The 18,890-nt window shown below is 35.1% G+C and carries 15 protein-coding genes and 1 other RNA gene; 11 read left to right on the top strand and 5 right to left on the bottom strand.

Annotated elements, in window-relative coordinates; all coding sequences use genetic code 11:
- Window positions 1-61 precede the first annotated feature (61 nt).
- The 3 genes from EIG86_RS01765 to EIG86_RS01755 all read left to right on the top strand — a co-directional run bounded on the left by EIG86_RS01765 (window position 62) and on the right by EIG86_RS01755 (window position 4,413).
- The gene (locus tag EIG86_RS01765) at window positions 62-1,771 is read left to right on the top strand and encodes an OstA-like protein (RefSeq protein WP_127844430.1); all 1,710 of its coding nucleotides are present in this window, start codon (window positions 62-64) and stop codon (window positions 1,769-1,771) included.
- Window positions 1,761-2,957, top strand: a complete 1,197-nt coding sequence (locus EIG86_RS01760) for an aspartate aminotransferase family protein (protein WP_127844429.1) — start codon at window positions 1,761-1,763, stop codon at window positions 2,955-2,957. The genes EIG86_RS01765 and EIG86_RS01760 overlap by 11 nt, the downstream gene beginning before the upstream one ends.
- A gap of 79 nt (window positions 2,958-3,036) precedes the next feature.
- Window positions 3,037-4,413 (top strand): tetratricopeptide repeat protein, encoded by a 1,377-nt coding sequence (locus EIG86_RS01755; protein ID WP_127844428.1) that lies wholly within the window; start codon window positions 3,037-3,039, stop codon window positions 4,411-4,413.
- A 2-nt stretch (window positions 4,414-4,415) separates the two neighbouring features.
- On the opposite strand, the gene EIG86_RS01750 is transcribed toward EIG86_RS01755, so the two are convergent.
- Both EIG86_RS01750 and EIG86_RS01745 read right to left on the bottom strand, forming a co-directional pair.
- On the bottom strand, window positions 4,416-5,087 hold the full coding sequence (locus EIG86_RS01750; protein ID WP_127844427.1) for a class I SAM-dependent methyltransferase: 672 nt from the start codon (window positions 5,085-5,087) through the stop codon (window positions 4,416-4,418).
- 1 nt (window position 5,088) lies between these two features.
- On the bottom strand, window positions 5,089-7,053 hold the full coding sequence (locus EIG86_RS01745) for a DUF349 domain-containing protein (RefSeq protein WP_127844426.1): 1,965 nt from the start codon (window positions 7,051-7,053) through the stop codon (window positions 5,089-5,091).
- Window positions 7,054-7,277: 224 nt separating this feature from the next.
- Between EIG86_RS01745 and EIG86_RS01740 the strand changes: the two genes are divergently transcribed.
- Window positions 7,278-9,722, top strand: coding sequence for a TonB-dependent receptor domain-containing protein (locus tag EIG86_RS01740; RefSeq protein ID WP_240032155.1), 2,445 nt, complete (start codon window positions 7,278-7,280; stop codon window positions 9,720-9,722).
- Window positions 9,723-9,806: 84 nt separating this feature from the next.
- Here EIG86_RS01740 and fahA read toward each other — a convergent pair whose 3' ends face one another.
- Window positions 9,807-11,090, bottom strand: coding sequence for a fumarylacetoacetase (gene fahA / locus EIG86_RS01735; protein WP_127844425.1), 1,284 nt, complete (start codon window positions 11,088-11,090; stop codon window positions 9,807-9,809).
- A gap of 118 nt (window positions 11,091-11,208) precedes the next feature.
- Between fahA and EIG86_RS01730 the strand changes: the two genes are divergently transcribed.
- Together EIG86_RS01730 and EIG86_RS01725 are read left to right on the top strand one after the other, a co-directional pair.
- Entirely contained in the window at window positions 11,209-12,477 is a 1,269-nt protein-coding gene (locus tag EIG86_RS01730) for a serine hydroxymethyltransferase (protein ID WP_127844424.1), read from the top strand.
- A gap of 21 nt (window positions 12,478-12,498) precedes the next feature.
- Window positions 12,499-12,900, top strand: a complete 402-nt coding sequence (locus EIG86_RS01725; RefSeq protein ID WP_127844423.1) for a DUF2059 domain-containing protein — start codon at window positions 12,499-12,501, stop codon at window positions 12,898-12,900.
- A gap of 84 nt (window positions 12,901-12,984) precedes the next feature.
- Here EIG86_RS01725 and EIG86_RS01720 read toward each other — a convergent pair whose 3' ends face one another.
- Both EIG86_RS01720 and EIG86_RS01715 read right to left on the bottom strand, forming a co-directional pair.
- On the bottom strand, window positions 12,985-14,532 hold the full coding sequence (locus EIG86_RS01720; RefSeq protein ID WP_127844422.1) for a hypothetical protein: 1,548 nt from the start codon (window positions 14,530-14,532) through the stop codon (window positions 12,985-12,987).
- 37 nt (window positions 14,533-14,569) lie between these two features.
- Complete coding sequence (locus EIG86_RS01715) at window positions 14,570-15,610, bottom strand: glutaminyl-peptide cyclotransferase (RefSeq protein WP_127844421.1); 1,041 nt, start codon at window positions 15,608-15,610, stop codon at window positions 14,570-14,572.
- Between the two features lie 87 nt (window positions 15,611-15,697).
- Here EIG86_RS01715 and ffs point away from each other — a divergent pair.
- From ffs to EIG86_RS01690, 5 genes are all read left to right on the top strand, one after another.
- An RNA gene (gene ffs, locus EIG86_RS01710) (signal recognition particle sRNA small type) lies at window positions 15,698-15,795 on the top strand.
- A 73-nt stretch (window positions 15,796-15,868) separates the two neighbouring features.
- On the top strand, window positions 15,869-16,672 hold the full coding sequence (locus tag EIG86_RS01705; protein WP_127844420.1) for an SDR family oxidoreductase: 804 nt from the start codon (window positions 15,869-15,871) through the stop codon (window positions 16,670-16,672).
- Window positions 16,673-16,693: 21 nt separating this feature from the next.
- Window positions 16,694-17,347: a fructose-6-phosphate aldolase gene (gene fsa / locus EIG86_RS01700; RefSeq protein ID WP_127844419.1), complete on the top strand. Its 654-nt coding sequence runs from the start codon at window positions 16,694-16,696 to the stop codon at window positions 17,345-17,347.
- 612 nt (window positions 17,348-17,959) lie between these two features.
- A complete protein-coding gene (locus EIG86_RS01695) occupies window positions 17,960-18,451 on the top strand; it encodes a hypothetical protein (protein WP_127844418.1) in 492 nt (163 codons plus the stop codon).
- 11 nt (window positions 18,452-18,462) lie between these two features.
- Window positions 18,463-18,890: hypothetical protein (locus EIG86_RS01690; protein ID WP_157983100.1), on the top strand; the 428-nt coding region annotated here is incomplete at its 3' end.

Below are 18,890 nucleotides of genomic sequence, written 5' to 3'. Positions count from 1 at the left end.
GTGTAAAAAAGCTTGACAATATTTGAAATGATTAATTTTGCAAACTAAAACCTGTTCAACTTTGAGAATCATCTTTGTCTTATTTGTTTTTTTCCTGACTGCCATTCCATTGAAAGCGCAGGAAACGAAAAAAATTTACTATGAAAGCGACCGGACTCGTGTCGATGAGAAAAACTACCCAGGTGCTTTTATATTATCTAAGGTAAAAAATCAGGTATATTTTCTTCACGAAGGTGTTAAAGTTTGGTGCGATCGTGCAATTTTTTATCAAAATGAAGATTTTTTTAAAGCCTTTGGAAACGTGAGAATGAAGCAAGGTGACACCATAAACATGACGAGTAAATATGCTGAATACAATGGTGAAACACAGTTTGCATTTGCAAGTGATGACGTTCTTTTAGAGACGCCAAGCAATCAGTTGACGACTGATTCTTTATTTTTCAACAGGAAAACACAGCAGGCGTTTTATAGAAGCGGCGGTCAGGTGAAAGATTCTGCATCTACAATTACAAGTCAGATTGGTCGCTATTTTATGAATTTAGAAAAATATAGTTTCAAAAGAAATGTAAAAGTCAGAAATCCTGAATATAATATTGATTCTGAACGCTTGGATTTCTACTCTGAATTGGGTCACGCCTATCTTTACGGTCCGTCCACAATTACCAGCGAAACCAGTGTGGTTTATTGCGAACGTGGTTTTTATGACACAAGAAAAGATAAAGGTTTTTTTGTTAAGAATTCAAAAATAGATTACGAAAACCGATTATTGGAAGGTGATAGTATATATTTTGATCGACAACGAAATTTTGCTTCAGCAACAAATAATATAAAAGTTACCGATACCATCAATGAATCTGTGATTCGTGGTCATTATGCCGAAGTTTTCAGAGAAAAAGATTCTGTATTTATAACCAAAAGACCTTATGCAGCAGTCAAACAAGATAAAGATTCGCTATTTATTGCCAGTGATACTTTGATGATTACAGGAAAGCCAGAATTTCGAGAAATGCGCGCGTTCTACGATGCAAGAATTTACAAAACTGACTTAAGCGGTAAAGCCGATTCCATATATACTAGTGAAAAAACTGGGATTACAAAAATGATTAGAGAGCCAATACTTTGGTCTGGAAATAGCCAAATTACTGGTGATACTATTCATTTGCTTAGCAATACAGAAACAGAACAAATCGATTCTTTGAAAGTTTTTTACAATGCATTTTTGATTCAAAAAGACTCGATTGAAGGCTTTAACCAAATTAAAGGAAAAGAATTGTTTGGTCTTTTCAAAAACAATGAAATTTACGAAGTTGATGTAGTCAAAAATACAGAAACCATTTTCTATACTCGTGATGATCAAGGCGAATTGGTCGGTATCAATAAATCTTTATCGGCTAAAATTAAAATGCTATTTGAGGATCAGGAAATTACAGAAGTCACATATTATAAAAATGTAGATTCAGATACTTATCCCAGATCGCTTTTTCCAGAAAACGGAGCCAAATTGAAAGATTTCAATTGGAGAGGCGAGGAGCAATTGCTTCAAAAATCTGATTTATTCAAAGGTAGAGACAGTCTAGTTTTACCAAAAATAAAAGGTATTAAAGATCCTGAAATTTATGATGATTTCTTTCAAGATTTAGAAGAAATGAATTCTAATTCAGATTTAAATATTTCAAAATTGCAATCAGGAAATCAAGAAACTGATCAGCCAAAGGAAAAACCCACAAAAAAACTCAAAAAACTAAAAGCAATAAAGACAGATGAAGAGTGATTTTTTGACTCATCAGGCGCAAACTACGCCTCATCCTATTGGTTTGGATATTAAGTTTGCTGAAGGCAGTTACATTCACACTACAGATGGACGACAATATTTGGATTTTGTTGCCGGTGTTTCTGCTTGCGGGCTAGGTCACCGTCATCCTAAGGTGATTTCTGCCATAAAAAATCAACTGGATTCGTACTTGCATGTTATGGTTTACGGCGAATTTATTCAAAGTCCTGCTGTGGAATTCACCAAATTGCTTGCTGAAAATTTACCCGATTCGCTATCGCAAACTTATTTAGTCAACAGTGGAACAGAAGCTATTGATGGCGCAATGAAACTCGCCCGAAGAGTTACGGGGCGTTCGCAAATTTTAGCAGCAAAAAATTGCTATCACGGCAATTCTTACGGCGCATTAAGTTTAATGGATTATGAAGAGCGCATTGCTCCGTTTAGACCTTTGGTGGGAGATATTTCGCACATACAATTTAATGAAGAGACATGTCTAGATGTCATTACCAACAATACAGCGGCTGTGATATTAGAAACTATTCAAGGAGGTGCGGGGTTTATAATTCCAGAAAATGACTACCTAAAAAAAGTAAAACAGAGGTGTGAAAAAGTTGGTGCATTATTGATTTTGGATGAAATTCAGCCGGGTTTTGGCAGAACTGGAAAGTTGTTCGGTTTTCAACATTTTGATGTTGTTCCAGATATTCTAGTCTTAGGTAAAGGCATGGCTTCAGGTTTGCCTTGCGGCGCGTTCACCGCATCGGAGTCGATTATGAGTCAGCTAAGCGATTCACCAAAAATGGGACACATTACCACATTTGGCGGAAATCCTGTTATTGCGGCAGCTTCTAAAGCAACACTAGAAGTGCTTTTGAATAGCGATATTATTGAAAAGACATTAGAAAAAGAACAGTTATTTAGGCAACATTTACAACACGATTTGATCATTGAAATTAGGGGTAAAGGTCTCATGTTAGCACCGATTTTCAAAAATTCAGAAATAGCCAATCATGTGGTTTTGGAAGCTAAAAACCGAAATTTACTACTGTTTTGGTTGCTTTATGAAAGTAGGGCTGTTCGGATTTCTCCACCACTAAATATTTCGGATGAAGATATTATACATGGATGTGGCATTATTATTGATATAATTGAAGATTATAAAAAATCAAAAAGCGTGGAATAAATTGTGGATAACATTTTTTGAGAAATACTATTTATATCGCTAAAGTCTTTTATCTTAACACCAAATTAAATCATCATTTATGCACTTAGGATCATCTCATCACGAAGACTTCGACTTTCCTATAGAAAAGTTTGAAATGATGCTTAAAACCAATGAAATCCTCTTTTTTGATGCGTCAGAATTCGAGAATATCATTGCGCATTATATGGATTCAGGTCGCTTAGCTTTAGCTAAAAAAGCATTGAAATTAGCCCTGGATCAGCATCCTTCAGCTACAAATTTGTTGTTGATGAAAGCCGAAATTTTATCATTCGAAGATAAATTTGATTCAGCGATTAGTTTGTTGCAGGATTTAAAAGCATTAGAGCCAAATAATGAAGAAATATACATCTTGATTGCAAACGTGTATTCCAAACAAGACCTACATAATGAAGCGATTAAAGTTTTGGATGAAGCTTTGAAATTTGCTGATGACTTGGTCGAAATCCATAGCATTATGGGAATGGAATATTTGTTTTTGGAAGATTTCGATAAAGCCAAAAACAGCTATATCAGTTGTTTGGAAAATGATGAAAATGACTATACAGCACTTTATAACATCATTTATTGTTTTGATTTCCTAGACCAAAGCGAAGAAGCCATTATATTTCTTAAAAGCTTTTTAGATAACAATCCATACTGTGAAGTGGCTTGGCATCAGTTGGGCAAGCTTTATTTTGAAGCTAAAAATTATAGCAAAGCACTAGAAGCTTTTGATTTTGCAATAATTTCTGACGATTATTTTATTGGAGCTTACCTTGAAAAAGGAAAAGTTTTGGAGCGTCTACATCGTTATAAAGAAGCTATAGAATGTTATACGCTAACACTTCAAATCGACGATCCAACAGCTTTTGCCTATCTCAGAATTGGTAAATGCTTTTTAAAATTGAATCAACCTGAAAATGCCCTGAAAAATTATAAAAAGGCGCTTCACGAAGATCCACTACTGGATAAAGTTTGGTTAGCACTTACTGATTTTCACATCAAAATCAAGGATTTCAAAAAAGCATTGTATTATATCAATAAAGCGATCAATATTGACGAAGAAAACGTTTTGTATTGGAAACATTATGCAATTATCAATTTGGAGTTGGATAATATTCAGGATTCAGCATTTGGATTAAAGAAAAGTCTTGAACTCGGTAATTATGAGCTTGATACTTGGCTTAATAGAATTGACTTACTCATTAATACACAAGAATTTGAAGAAGCTTTTTTGACTTTGAAACAAGCTGAAGATTTTTTTCCAAATCATCCTGAGTTAGATTTTCGTTTTGCCGGCGTTCATTTTGAACTTGGCGATTTTGAAATGGCAAAACTTCATTTAGATTCTGCTTTGGAAAATAATCCCGAAATCTTATCGCTTTTAGTCGATTTATTTCCAAGTTTTGACGTTAATATGAAGAAAAAAGACTGAGTTTAACCAAAAGTAATCAGTTTAGCTTCAATCTTGACAGTTTGAAAATCGAAATGTTTTGAGATGAATTTTAATGTATTTTCAGTATAAAAAAACACGTGTGTTGGATCCTTGTTGTACCACCAATTTATAAAACCTTCAACAGAAATATCTTCTTCTAAAATTGTGGTTTTACAAAATAATTTTCCATTCTTTTTTAAGAGTTTTCGAAGTCTTTCAAATTCAAATTTTGGATCAAAAAAATGCTCCATGACTTCACAACATATAATATAATCGTAGGTTTTGTCGAGATTTTTTTTGTGTGGTTGAAAAAATGGGTCATAAAGTGCGACTTCTTTAAAACCTTTTCTTTCTAAAACTTTTGAAGCTACAGGTCCAGTGCCACAACCGTAGTCTAAACCTGCTGCTGTTTTCGGAAAATGTTGCTGCACAGCATCAGTAATTGGGCTAACAAATTTCTGGTATCTTGGATCATCTACATCATTGTTATGAGTTTCGTAGCGTTCCTGTTCTGCATTTTTATCAATGTAATTTTCTGGGTGTAAAAATACCGCACAACAACTCGAACAACGGAAATAATGTCGCTCTGGTTCGTCAATACTACAAAAATAAAAAGCTTTGCTTGCACATAAAGGACAAACAAAGCTTTCTGAAACAGTTTCTAAATTAGTCAATCTAGATAGATTTTACTTTAGATAATTTGGTTTTCCACATTTCTAAATTCTCTTTCAGTTTATCGATATTATCGTAAACTTCTTTCACCAAAGGATTATCACGATTACTTTCAGAAAAAAATTGCAAATTGTTTTCCAATTGTTGAATTTCAGATTTAGTTTCATCAATTTTCTTTCTTAAGAAAGTTTGCTCACGGTAAATTTTACCAGAATCATCTGCTTCCTCAAGATTTTGAATTTTATTTTCGTATTTCATCATCTCAGCATCGGTTTTGCTGACATCTATTTTTTTGAAAACTTGATCTAAAGCACGATTGAATTTATTTTCAACATAGCGTTTATTGCTTGGTACCATGCCAATATCTTTCCAAGTTTTGATGAAACCTTTAACAGTGCTCAAAATTTTATCATCGTCTTGAGATAAGTCGATGTCTTTTACTTTGGAAATCAAATCTTTCTTTTCGTTGAAAGCCTTCATTTCTTCTGTACTTTCATCATTTTTATGGTCGTGAAATCTATCAAAATAATGATTGCATGCAGCTTTGAATTGTTTCCAAATTTTGTCACTGTCTTTTCTAGGAACGTGACCGATTTTTTTCCAATCGTTTTGGATTTTTTTCATTAATGAAGTTGTAGTTTCAAAATCTTCACTGTCTTTATTGTCTTCTGCAATTTTTATCAGTTCTTTTTTCTTTTCAAGATTGTCGTACTGTTCTTTTTTTAGATTTTTATAGAACTCGTTTTTCTTCCTATTGAATTCTCTTGTCGATTTTCTAAACGCATCCCATGTTTCATCTTGTTTAGCTCTTGGTACACTGCCAGCTTTGAAAAAAATATCACGCAGTTTTTGAATGTTTTTTATTCGCTCCTGAGCATCTCTGTGTTTTTTTATTTCAGGTTGGGTTATTTTTTCGATTTGCTCAATAATGTCGAGTTTTACTTTTAGGTTTTCCTCTCGTTCACCATCTAGTTTTTCGAAATGTGCCTGGCGCTTATCATGAATTTTTTTTGTGGCTTCACTGAAACGCTCCCAAAGTTCCTCGCGGTATTCTTTGGCAACTGGTCCGAGCTCTTCTTTCCACATTTTGTGAAGTAATTGTAATTCCCTAAAAGCTCGATTTACATCATTTTCCTCTGCTAACTCTTCCGCACGATTTATGATTTTCAACTTTTGATCAAAGTTATGTTTGAAATCCATATCACGAAATTCGCGGTCTAAATGAAGGAAATCGTAAAAACGTTCGATGTGGTGATGGTAGTTATTCCAAAGTGTGTTGTAATCGTTTCTTGGAACAGATCCTGCATTTTTCCAGCGTTCTTGAAGTTCCTTGAATTGTTTAAAACTGGAATTCATGCTTTCGCCAGATCCAATCATATTTTTCAATTCCTCAATAATAGCCAATCTCGTTTTTAGATTTGTATTGAGATTTTTCTTCAGTTGGCTATAATATTGATCACGTTTTTCACGGTAATCAAAATATATGGTGTTGAATTCTTTCTTAACGGGTGACGTATAATGAAAATCTATGATATTGCCACCATCGGCCAAAAATTCTTCCTTTTTTTCTTCGATGACTTCATTGAATTTTTTATCGAATTCAATTTTAATGTTGCTCACATGATCACGAATAGCCTGAACTTTCTCATTTTTCACCAAACTTTTCAATTCCAAAACAAGTTCATCCATAGACATAGAGTGGTAATCCTTCATTTCTATATCATGACGACGACTTACATCTTCATCTTCACTATCTTCGGCATTGGCGTCATCAACTTCTTTATGATGATCGTCAGTGTTTTCCTCACTTTGACTTTCGGAAGCTTCTTCTACATCTTTATTTTCAGATTTAGTTTCAGAATGTTCTTGTTCAGCATTTGCCTCCTTTTCAGAAGCCTCGCTTGCAGTAGAATTATCCTGAGTTTCTTCTTCCTGTTTGTTTTCTAAATGATCTTTTTGTTCTGACATATCTTTCAATGTTAAGGTTCGTAAATTTTCTGAAATATAACAACTCGTTACATACTTCACAAAAATAATTCAATAATTTGATAAACACTGGCAAAACTTACTTATTTGAGACTTTTTCTTATTCAAATTCATTTCATTTTTATCTTAACTCAACTTTAACTGATACGCATTAAACGCGTTTTACTTTGTTCGGTCTTAAATGCTGTAAACTAAAAACAAAAAACGTGTTTAAAAAAATATTATTTATTTTGGCTCTAAGTCCAATTTTCGGCTTTGCCCAAGATTACGAAATTACTGGAAAGGTTATTGACAAATCACAAAATTTCCCTTTGGAATATGTTTCAGTATCTGCCTTAAATCCAAATGATGGAACTATTGTAAATGGTGGAGTTACAAATCGAAAAGGTGTTTTCAATATCAAATTGGATGCAGGAACTTACGACATCAAAATAGAATATATTTCTTTTGAAACCATAACTTACGAAGACTATGTTATTGAAGGTGATACAGATTTTGGAACAATAGGAATGAAGATTGCCGCTGACAATTTGGATGAAGTTACTGTAGTTTCGGAAACTACCCAAGTTGAAGTTCGTTTGGATAAAAAGATTTATAACGTTGGAAAAGACTTGACAACTGCTGGAGGAACAGTAAGTGATGCTTTAGGCAATGTGCCATCAGTTACAGTTGATATTGACGGTGCCATCAGTTTACGAGGTAACAGTAATGTCAGGATTTTGATTAATGGTAAACCGTCTTCAGTAGCTGGCTATGGCGATCAGGATGTTTTTCAGCAACTACCTGCCGATGCAATAGAATCTGTAGAAGTCATCACAAGTCCGTCTGCAAGATATGATGCGGAAGGTTCAGGAGGAATTATCAACATTATTTTGAAAAGAGAAAAAACTCTTGGTTTTAATGGTTCTGTGAGAGGAACAGTAGGTGAGCCAAGGAATACAGGAATTTATACAAACGTTAATCTTAGAACCGACAATTTCAATGTGTTTAATAATCTAGGTTTTACGGATAGAAAAGCACCTGGAAATGCATTCAATGATAGAATTCAAGAGGGTGGAGATTTTGATAGAATTATTGAAGATAGGGAATACGATAGAAGCGGACAGAATTTCAACATGAACACAGGAGTTGAGTATTTCTTTAACGACATGACTTCTTTGACAGGTAGTTTTTTTATGAGATTGGGCGAAGATGAAGATATTACAAATAATTTTTCTTCAAGGTTCGATGACGGAGAACTTGTTGAAAGAACTTTCAGAAGGGAAAACGAATTTGAGGATGACAAACGATTTCAATATTCTATAAATTTTGAAAAGCGTTTTGATGAGGAAAATCGCGATCATAAATTAACCGCGGATTTTCAATACTCAAATAAAGATGAAACAAAATTTAACCCTATCAGCGAAAACGAAATTACTACAGGAGACTTTGTTGCGGGGCAAGAAGTGACAGAAACTGAAGATGAAGATAGTTTTTTGTTTCAAGCAGATTACGTTCTGCCAATTGGTGACTCTCAATTTGAAGCTGGATTCAGAGGAGATTATTCAGACTCAACCGAAGATTTTTTGGTGCTGAGAAAACTTGAGGCATCAGACCCTTTTGAAATTAATGAAGATGTTTCCAGTCAATTTGATTTTCAGCAAAATATTACGGCAGCCTATTCTCAATATGGAAATAAGTTTGGTCAGTTTTCATTTTTACTAGGGTTACGTTTTGAACATACACAACTTAAAGGTAATACTCGACCTTTATCAGAAAATAGTGAACAAGAAGCTGTTGACTTTGATAAAAATTTTACAGGATTGTTTCCAACTTTGAATATAATTTATGAATTAGGTGAAGATGAAAATCTGTCTTTGGGGTATAATCGACGTATTAATAGACCAAGAGGCTGGTATTTAAATCCTTTTCCTTCCCAATCGAGTCGAACTAATATCTTTCAAGGGAATCCTGACTTGGATCCCTCTTTTGCTAATGCATTTGATTTGGGTTATTTGAAAAAATGGGAAGACTTTACTTTAACTTCTTCGATTTATTATCAAAGAGAGACGGATGCTTTTGAGCGTGTGGAAAGAGATACTGGCGAGTTTACTGAAGAGGATAATATTCCTATAATTGCAAATATACCTATCAATCTTGCTACAGAAGAACGATATGGTGCAGAGTTGGGTGTTTTGTACAATCCTGTAAAATGGTTAAGAACGAATTTGAGTTTTAATTATTTTAGATTTGAAAGTGAAGGAACTTATGAAGGTGACGAATTTGGTGCCACTAACGAAAGTTACTTTGGAAGATTCAGTTCTAATGTGATTTTGCCTTGGAAGATTCAGTGGCAAACAAATGCTTTTTATAGAGGACCTCGAGAAAATGCGCAAACCAAAACTGATCCAATCGCTTCTCTAGATTTATCTTTTAGTAAGGAAATTCTAAATGACAATGCTACTATTTCTGTAAATGTCCGCGATGTGTTTAATTCTAGGAAAAGAGATCAGTTTACCGTTGCAGAAACCTTTACTAATAGAAGTACTTTTCAATGGAGAGAGAGACAAATCACTGCCACATTTGTGTATCGTTTCAATCAACAGAAAAATGAACAAGATCGAAGAAATAGTGATGGAGGAGATGATAACGGAGGAGACTTCGGCGGGTAAATGAATATAAATTCAATTTAAATATAAAAAGCACCAACTAAATTTTTTAATTGGTGCTTTTTTGTTTTTGAAATTCTTCTTCTTTTAAGATTTAAATACAGGAAGAATTTTCGTGGTAACTTCACCGAAACCAATCCTGACTTCATGATTCTGGCAGTGACCACGTAGAATTACGGTATCATTATCTTCTATAAATTTACGCTCTTCGCCATTTTTGAGTTTTACAATTTTTGAACCACCCCAAGACAATTCTAGCATCGAACCGTAAGAATCTGGTGTTGGTCCAGAAATCGTTCCACTTGCCATCATATCACCACTTCTTACATTACAACCATTTACTGTATGATGTGCCAATTGTTGACTCATATTCCAATACATATATTTAAAATTGGAATTCGAAACTACAGTTTCTTCATCGGCATTTTCAGGTTTTATGGCAACTTCCAAGTCAATATCGAAACTTTTTTTACCTTTTGTTTTCAAATAAGGCAACAACTCTTTGACAGGTTTAGGACCTTCAACTCTAAATGGTTCAAGTGCATCCAAAGTAACAATCCAAGGTGAAACGGAAGAACCAAAGTTTTTACCTAAAAACGGACCGAGCGGCACGTATTCCCACTTTTGCAAGTCTCTTGCACTCCAGTCATTGAAAAGTACCATACCAAAAATATAACTTTCAGCTTCCTCGATCGGAATTGGCTCGCCTAAATGATTTGACGCTGTTGTGATGAATGCCATCTCGAGTTCAAAATCCAAAAGTCTGGATGGACCAAAAATCGGTTCATCTGCACCTTTAGGTAATTTCTGACCCTGTGGTCTGTGCAATGGAATTCCACTTGGCACGATAGAAGAGCTTCTACCGTGATAACCAACTGGAATGTGTAGCCAGTTTGGTAACAAAGCATTGTCTGGGTCACGAAACATTTTTCCAACATTGGTCGCATGTTCTTTGCTCGAGTAGAAATCTGTATAATCACCGACTTCTACCGGCATTTGCATTTCAATTTCATCAAGCGTAAAAAGTACAGTTTCACGATCCTTTTCATTATTTTTCAAAGTATCGTTTTTGATATCAAAAATTTCAGCAATTCTGTTTCTGACGGAACGCCAAGTTTTACGACCATCTGCGATGAAATCATTCAAAGTATCTTGTAAGAAAATATCGTCTGTAAGTGGAATACCTTCAAAATAGCCAAGTTGATGTAAAGCTCCCAAATCAATGGCATAATCGCCAATTCTAGTACCAATCGTAATGATATCATCACGAGTTAGAAACACACCAAAAGGAATATTTTGTATCGGGAAATCTGAATTGTCCGGGATATCTAACCAGGACTCTCTAGATGGATCGTTTGCAGCTAATGACATATTATTTATGTTTTTATGATTCGAATTTACTTAAATATTCCTTCAAATATATTATTTTATGTGAATTTACCGAATCAAATAATTAAATTTGAACCTTATTTAACTTTAATGCTAAACAATGAACGATAAAGAAATTTATACTTTAATAAACGAAGAAAAAGATAGACAAAAAAACGGACTTGAACTCATAGCTAGTGAGAATTTTGCCAGTCCAGATGTGATGGAAGCTGCCGGTTCTGTACTGACCAATAAATACGCTGAAGGTTATCCTGGCAAACGTTATTATGGTGGTTGCGAAGTTGTTGATAAAGTTGAAAATTTAGCCATTGAACGTGCAAAAAAATTATTCAATGCTGAATATGCCAACGTCCAGCCTCATTCTGGTTCTCAAGCCAACACAGCCGTTTTTTCGGTTTGTTTGAATCCTGGCGACAAAATTTTAGGTTTTGACTTGTCTCATGGTGGTCACCTGACTCATGGTTCTCCTGTGAATTTCTCCGGGAAACTTTACGATCCTGTTTTTTATGGCGTTGACAAAGAAACTGGACTTATAGATTACGAGCACGTTAGAGAAGTTGCTCACAAGGAACGTCCTAAAATGATTATTGCCGGTGCATCGGCTTATTCCCGAGCTTTCGACTATAAAAAATTCAGAGAAATTGCTGACGAGGTGGATGCTATTTTGCTTGCCGATATGGCGCATCCTGCGGGTTTAATTGCTAAAGGTTTGTTGCAAAGTCCACTGGAACATTGCCATATTGTGACTTCTACAACGCACAAAACAATTCGCGGACCTAGAGGTGGGATTATTTTAATGGGAAAAGATTTCGAAAATCCTTATGGTCAAAAACTGAAAAACGGTAATTTGAAAAAGATGTCAACTTTATTGAATTCAGGAGTTTTCCCAGGCAATCAAGGTGGACCACTAGAACATATTATCGCAGCTAAAGCAGTTGCTTTTGGTGAAGCTTTGGAAGATGGGTTTTTTGAATACCAAAAACAAGTTTTGAGCAATGCCAGAGCAATGGCTGATGCTTTTGTAAAAAAAGATTATCATATTATTTCTGGTGGAACGGATAATCACATGATGTTGATTGATTTAAGGAACAAAAATATTTCTGGAAAACAAGCTGAGGAAGCTTTAGGTTTGGCTGGTATTACCGTCAATAAAAATATGGTTCCCTTCGATGATAAATCGCCATTCGTAACCTCAGGAATTAGAATTGGTACGCCAGCAGTGACGACACGTGGTTTGAAAGAAAATGACATGTCTGACATTGTTGAATTGATCGATGAAGTTATTCAAAACCATGAAGATTCTTCTAAACTGAAAAAAATAAAAACACAAGTTCACGCCATGATGAGCAAAATGCCGTTATTTGCTTAAATATAATCACAATTTAATTTTATGAAAAAAGTATTTTTATTTGGTGTTGCATTATGTATTAGTGCAATCACTTTTGCACAAGATTCACAAGAATTGAAAGACGCTAAGCGCTTAGTTAAATTATCTAATAATTCAGTTGAATCTGCGCTGGAACCTATTTATACTACCATTCCTGAGGATAAAGTGGCTGATTTCAAAAAGGAAATCCAACCTGCCTTAGATGCGATGTATAATAAGTTTGCTCAAGTTTATACTGAAAAGTTCACAGCTAAAGAAATCCAAGATTTACTAGACTTTTATGAAACCGATTTGGGTAAAAAGATGCTAAAAGTGCAAGGAGAAGTTATGGAATTGTCTATGGAAGAAGGTCAAAAGTTTTCAACCAAAATTATGCCGATTTATCAAAAATATAGTGGATACTAAGTTTCGAACAAACCTAGAAGATTTTTAAAAACTTCCAAGATTTAAACTAACAAAAATCCGTGATTTTCAAAGTCACGGATTTTTTTATTCTTCAAATTCAATACTTTGATACGCACCAATGTCAGGATTATCAGTTCTGTTCACGCCTAGAATATCCAACGGCACTTGATTTGCAGTAGTAGGATTGGCAGCATTATTGGCGCCAGATTCTTCACCGATAATTAAATCGTTTTCTCGCTCATCTCGAAACTCAGGATTTTCATTCAAAATCAAATTTTGAAACAAGTCTTCATTTTCAAAATCATATTCAGGTTCATCTTCAAATTGATTGTTGAAATCGTTGAAACGCAACAAACAATTTTCAAAATTATAGTTGAATTCTGCTTCATCTGACTTATTAAAAATTAATTCAATATTTTCATTGCCATAAATGATGCAATTCGAAAAATTAGCCTCTTCCAAATCAGCGATAAAAAGTGTTTCGCCAGATTGTAAATTGTTTTCTATCAAGACACTCGGAAACTGTCTGAAGCTATTTTGCCAATAGTTCGCAAAAGTGCAGTGTCTAAAGTTATATCGTCCGCCCAAAGATAAGTTTAACGAGGCTTGACCACTGTTGTTGATGACAAGATTTTCTGCATCAACATGTCCAGTTCTTGCTAACAAACCAACATTGGCAGAATTGTAGATTTGTGTGTTTTTTATGGTTAAAGTCGGGTCAGCACCGCCATCATTAGAATCCATCAAAATCCCGACCGTAGAATTTTTGATGGTGACGTGTTCAAAACGATGATTTGTACTGCCATCCGTCAGCCAAATTGACGCCCATTGTCCAGGTACATCTGCAAAATTTGGTTCCAATCGGTCGCCTTCAAAAATAATTTCATTTTCCATAGCGTCTTCATCAGCGCTGTAATCGCCCACAGCTTGAACGCTGGCATTGTTTGCGGCAATGATGCCACTATTAGCATGAAAATGAATGCGTGCGCCAGGTTCAATATTTAGAGTTTTACCAGAACCAACTCCTGCAAAACCATAAATAACGTAGGGTTTTTCATTAGTAAAAGTCAAATGTTCATCGTCCAGAATAAAACCGTCAATGGTAATTTCTTCACCATCTTCATCTAAACCAAGTACTAAATTTTCTGTTGAACCGTCCTCAAAACGCTCTGGATACAAAAAATATGCATCTTGAATTAGCGATACCAATTCAACTTGCTGCAAATTTTCTCCAGTATCGAAATTGATTTGATCCGTATTCAGAAAAGATAATTCATCCGGTGCCGTTTCATTTATATTTGAAGTCACTTCTACAAATACAAATATGCTATCCTTAGCAAAAATGTCTATATTTTGAATGCTTTTACCAGCCACGCCATCAACATTTAGTCGAAAATCTGAATCTTCTCCGCGATTCAAAGAAATTTGTGGGATGGTGATATCGTTATCACTACGGTTGTAAACTTTAAAATTATAAGTGCTGGAACTGGTGTTCGTAAACACAGTATCCAAATAAACCGTGTCTTTTGAAAATTCTAAAGCACCAAAACTTGGTTCTGTTTCAAAATCATCACGACATGAGGACATTGAAATTAGAAGAATTGCTAAACTGAAAAATATAATCTGTTTCATATTATGGACTTGCGATACAAACGACAAAATTCGACAATTATTTTGGGATGATGTTGACTTCAAACAGCTTATTCCAGTTTTTTCCAGTAACGAATATTTTTCCTGAAGCTTTATGGTAAGCGATTCCATTCAAAACATCCAATCGCGAATGTTGTTTTACTTGGTCTCGCAAACCTCTAAAGTCAACTACGCCAGTGACTGCGCCGTTTTTAGGATTGATGATGACCACGCCATCTTTTTGGTATGTATTGGCATAAATTTTACCTTCAATCCATTCCAATTCGTTGAGTTGATTCAAAACTGAAGTGTTGGTGGTAGCTTGCAAATAGCCAGTTTCTTCCAAAGTGTTTTGATCCAACAACCAGATTTTATCTGTGCCATCACTTTTATAAAATTTTTCACCATCGGTACACAGTCCCCAACCTTCTTTGCTTTCGCCATAACCGAATTTTCCTACACGTTCCAAAGTTTCCAAATCGTAAACAAGACCTTCTTGAGATTGCCAAGTAAGTTGGTAAATTTTATCATCCAAAATCGTTAAACCTTCTCCAAAATAGAATTCATCTAATTCTACTTTTTTCAAAACTTCGCCAGTTTTATAATCAACTTTTCTCAATGAAGAACGTCCGCGTTGTCCTGTACTTTCATAAAGTGTGTCGCCATGAAATTCTAAACCTTGGGTGTAAGCCAAAATATCATGAGGATAAGTATTCACGATTTCGTAAGTATAAATTTTAGGTTTTTTATCGTTCAAAATTTTGATTTCTTTTTTTAAAACAACCTGTTCATCTTCAATCGAAATTTCTACAGAAAGCTCGTGATGTCCTAGTTTCAAATTAGAAATATCTGCATTTAGAGCCTCGTTGGATTTGGTTTCAAAAATAATTTTATCTTGAAGTTTATAAACTATGGAAGCCACTTCATGGTCTTTCAGAAAATTAACTGAACCCTGAAGCGGTTCTGAAATTTTAATGTCAATAGCTTTCAGGTTTAACTTGAAATCTTTAGATAAATCTTCATCGCAAGACAAAACCATAAATGTTAAAATAATGGCTGTCAAGTATTTGAAAAGGCGCATAATAATCGAATTAAATATTGGGGTAAAAATAGGGAATTTCACTTAAAAAATTCTTGTCAAAATTAAATAAGATTGTATCTTTGCAGTCGGCAAGTCCTACACAACCAGCTCCTGTCGAATCCCCCAGGGCGGGAACGCAGCAAGGGTAGATGGTTGAGCGGTGTGATGTAGGTCGCTTGCCTTTTTTTATGCCCAAAAGTTTCCTCTCATTTTTTTCTTAAATTGATAAGTTGGATATTTGCAAAAATTGAAAACGCAATGCCAAAAATTGTTTTAATTACCGGTGCATCTTCAGGCATCGGAAAATCCATCGGCGAATATTTAGCCCAAAAACAATACAAAGTTTACGGTACAAGCCGAAATCCGAAACAGAATGAAAAAAATGGAATTCATTTTTTGAAATTGGATGTGAATGATGTGCAGACCATACAAAATGCGGTAAATATACTTATCGAAAGAGAAGGGCATATCGATTTTCTGATCAATAATGCAGGTGTTGGCATTACTGGACCACTGGAAGAAATCCCGGAAGAAGAACAAAAAAAAGTATTCAATACCAATTATTTTGGTCCTTTGCGTGTGATTAAGGCGGTCTTGCCTCAAATGCGAAAACAAAAATTTGGTTTCATCATCAATGTCACTTCTATTGCGGGCTACATGGGTTTGCCTTTTCGCGGATTTTATTCTGCAAGCAAAGGCGCTTTAGAACTCACCACAGAAGCTTACCGCATGGAATTGAAATCATTTAACATTAAAATGACCAATGTGGCTCCTGGCGATTTCGCCACCAATATTGCTGCAGGTCGTTATCATGCGCCAGCTCTAGACAATTCACCTTACCATCCGATTTATCAAAAAAGTTTAGATTTGATGAATGAACATGTGGACAATGGTAGAAACCCCAATTTGATGGCTGAAAATGTCTACAAAATCATGCAGAAATCCAATCCTAAAATACATTATAAAGTAGGAGATTTTATGCAGAAATTTTCCGTCATACTGAAATGTATTTTGCCTGATAAAGTTTTTGAAAAACTACTTTTAAATCACTATAAACTGTAAATTTGTAACAAAACAGAACTTATGAAATTTTTTATTGACACTGCGAATATTGATCAAATCAAAGAAGCCCAAGACTTAGGGATTTTAGATGGCGTGACCACAAATCCATCCTTGATGGCTAAAGAAGGAATCACAGGCGAAGAAAATATCAAAAAACATTATCTCAAAATATGCGAAATTGTTGACGGCGATGTTAGTGCTGAAGTCATTGCTACCGATTTTGATGGCATCGTGAAAGAAGGCGAAGCTTTAGCAAAACTTCATGACCAAATCGTTGTAAAAGTGCCAATGATTAAAGATGGCGTCAAAGCGATTAAATATTTTTCAGAAAAAGGCATTCGCACCAATTGTACCTTAGTGTTTTCAGTAGGACAGGCATTACTTGCAGCAAAAGCAGGAGCCACTTATGTGTCACCTTTTATCGGTAGACTAGACGATATTTCTAGTGACGGTTTAAAATTAATTGAGGAAATTCGGTTAATTTATGATACTTATATGTTTGATACTGAAATTCTTGCGGCTTCAATTCGTCATACCATGCACGTGATTGATTGTGCCAAACTCGGTGCAGACGTTATGACTGGACCATTATCTTCTATCGAAGGTTTGTTGAAACACCCTCTGACCGATAGCGGTTTAGAAAAATTCTTAGCAGATTACAATAAAGGAAAATAGGCTAGGGGAGCGTTTAGATGGAAATCATCTGCAACTTTAGAACATTTTTTTATATAAATACATCAAATGACCGCCATCGATTCTTGAATTGACGGCGGTCATTTTATTTAGTCGCTGCGGCCGATTTAATGCTAATCAGTTTTATTTGCAATTTTTTCTATTTGAATTCTGTTTATAGAATAGAGTGAAATCAGGTCTTGATTTTGCGTTTTGTCGATTTTTGTCGTGTTTTGTTTTAATACTTAAGCTATGGAGTAGCTATGCTAAACCTATACTTGAGCTATGAGGTTGGTGAAAAGGAAAAAGCCCCCTCTAGCTCTCCGTAAAGGGGGAGAATTTTTACTTGCTTGTTGTGGGTTGTTCGTGGTACTCGCTTGCAGAAGGACTTTTACTCGCTTGGGGATTGTTTAATGGTAGAATGTTTGAGTTTTTATTACGAAACTTTACTAAAATATAAATTTAACATACTCTGTACACCCCAATGATACTACCATATTTGAATATAAAATACTGTGCATTAGAACAAAAATATTTTTTAATCAATAAATACGGTTTTATGTATATATTTATTTACTAATTTTAAGCAATATATATTAACCAAATTAACATACGATGCAAAAACAATTACAAATTTATGGCTTTGTAGTCATGTTTCTGACTAGTTTTGGTTTACAGGCACAAGAAGATGCCCCAGATTGGCAATGGGCCAAACGCGGAGGCAATACTACAGGTCTCACTGGAAGTGAAATCTACAGCACTGGCATGGAACGTGTCTTGGAAGTAGTGGTGGATAGCGATAATAATTATTACTATTTGGCTGAAGTCGGGTCTAGTCAAACCGATTATGATGATATGGATCTTACCACTTATAGTGTTAATGGTAATAGTAAAGACATTTATGTGTTCTCCACAGATTGCGAAGGCAATTTCCGTTGGGATAAGGTGATTGGTGGTGGTATTAGCGATTATGCCAATTCTATAGGTCTTGATGCGAATGATAATGTCTATGTTAGCGGACATGTTATCAATAGCAATGGCACCCCCCCCCGCCACATTTTGATACCGATAGTATCAAAGGCCCTGCCTATTCTGAGTCTGGTTTAATGATGAAAAACATGTTTATCATTAAATATGACCAAGATGGCAATTATCAGTGGCTGCGAGAACCTGAAGGGGCTCTTGAGGGTATTTATGGTGGTCTTATTCTTAGAAGTATTTTTGAAGCTGATGGCACCAATCATCACTTAACTCGGTTTAGTGAAGGTACGCATTTGGAGGGGCAACTGACTGTGGCAGAAAACGAAATCCAACCAGCCATAGTCATTTATGATGCTGATGGGAATCTCATCGATTTTTTTACCCTTGAAGAGATGAACACAGTTGGTATTTACGACTACCAGTTTGCTTATGATGCCAGTTTAGATCGCTACTATATTGCAGACACCAGGCGTAATCCCACTGATGCACCAAGTATAAATGGCTATGGGGTAGACTCAGGGTCAGACAAAGCTTTTTATCTCGTAGCCCTAGATAACCAAGGCAA

It is taken from the genome of Psychroflexus aestuariivivens (assembly GCF_004010055.1).
In the GTDB taxonomy this organism is placed as follows: Bacteria; Bacteroidota; Bacteroidia; order Flavobacteriales; family Flavobacteriaceae; genus Psychroflexus; species Psychroflexus aestuariivivens.
This window is presented reverse-complemented; position numbering and strand designations above follow the sequence as displayed.

Excerpts from the sequence above, each read along its gene's own strand:
- EIG86_RS01760 (WP_127844429.1), top strand. The coding sequence starts at position 1,761 with ATGAAGAGTGATTTTTTGACTCATCAGGCGCAAACTACGCCTCATCCT.
- EIG86_RS01755 (WP_127844428.1), top strand. The coding sequence starts at position 3,037 with ATGCACTTAGGATCATCTCATCACGAAGACTTCGACTTTCCTATAGAA.
- EIG86_RS01745 (WP_127844426.1), bottom strand. The coding sequence starts at position 7,053 with ATGTCAGAACAAAAAGATCATTTAGAAAACAAACAGGAAGAAGAAACT.
- fahA (WP_127844425.1), bottom strand. The coding sequence starts at position 11,090 with ATGTCATTAGCTGCAAACGATCCATCTAGAGAGTCCTGGTTAGATATC.
- EIG86_RS01730 (WP_127844424.1), top strand. The coding sequence starts at position 11,209 with ATGAACGATAAAGAAATTTATACTTTAATAAACGAAGAAAAAGATAGA.
- EIG86_RS01725 (WP_127844423.1), top strand. The coding sequence starts at position 12,499 with ATGAAAAAAGTATTTTTATTTGGTGTTGCATTATGTATTAGTGCAATC.
- EIG86_RS01720 (WP_127844422.1), bottom strand. The coding sequence starts at position 14,532 with ATGAAACAGATTATATTTTTCAGTTTAGCAATTCTTCTAATTTCAATG.
- EIG86_RS01715 (WP_127844421.1), bottom strand. The coding sequence starts at position 15,610 with ATGCGCCTTTTCAAATACTTGACAGCCATTATTTTAACATTTATGGTT.
- EIG86_RS01705 (WP_127844420.1), top strand. The coding sequence starts at position 15,869 with ATGCCAAAAATTGTTTTAATTACCGGTGCATCTTCAGGCATCGGAAAA.
- fsa (WP_127844419.1), top strand. The coding sequence starts at position 16,694 with ATGAAATTTTTTATTGACACTGCGAATATTGATCAAATCAAAGAAGCC.
- EIG86_RS01695 (WP_127844418.1), top strand. The coding sequence starts at position 17,960 with ATGCAAAAACAATTACAAATTTATGGCTTTGTAGTCATGTTTCTGACT.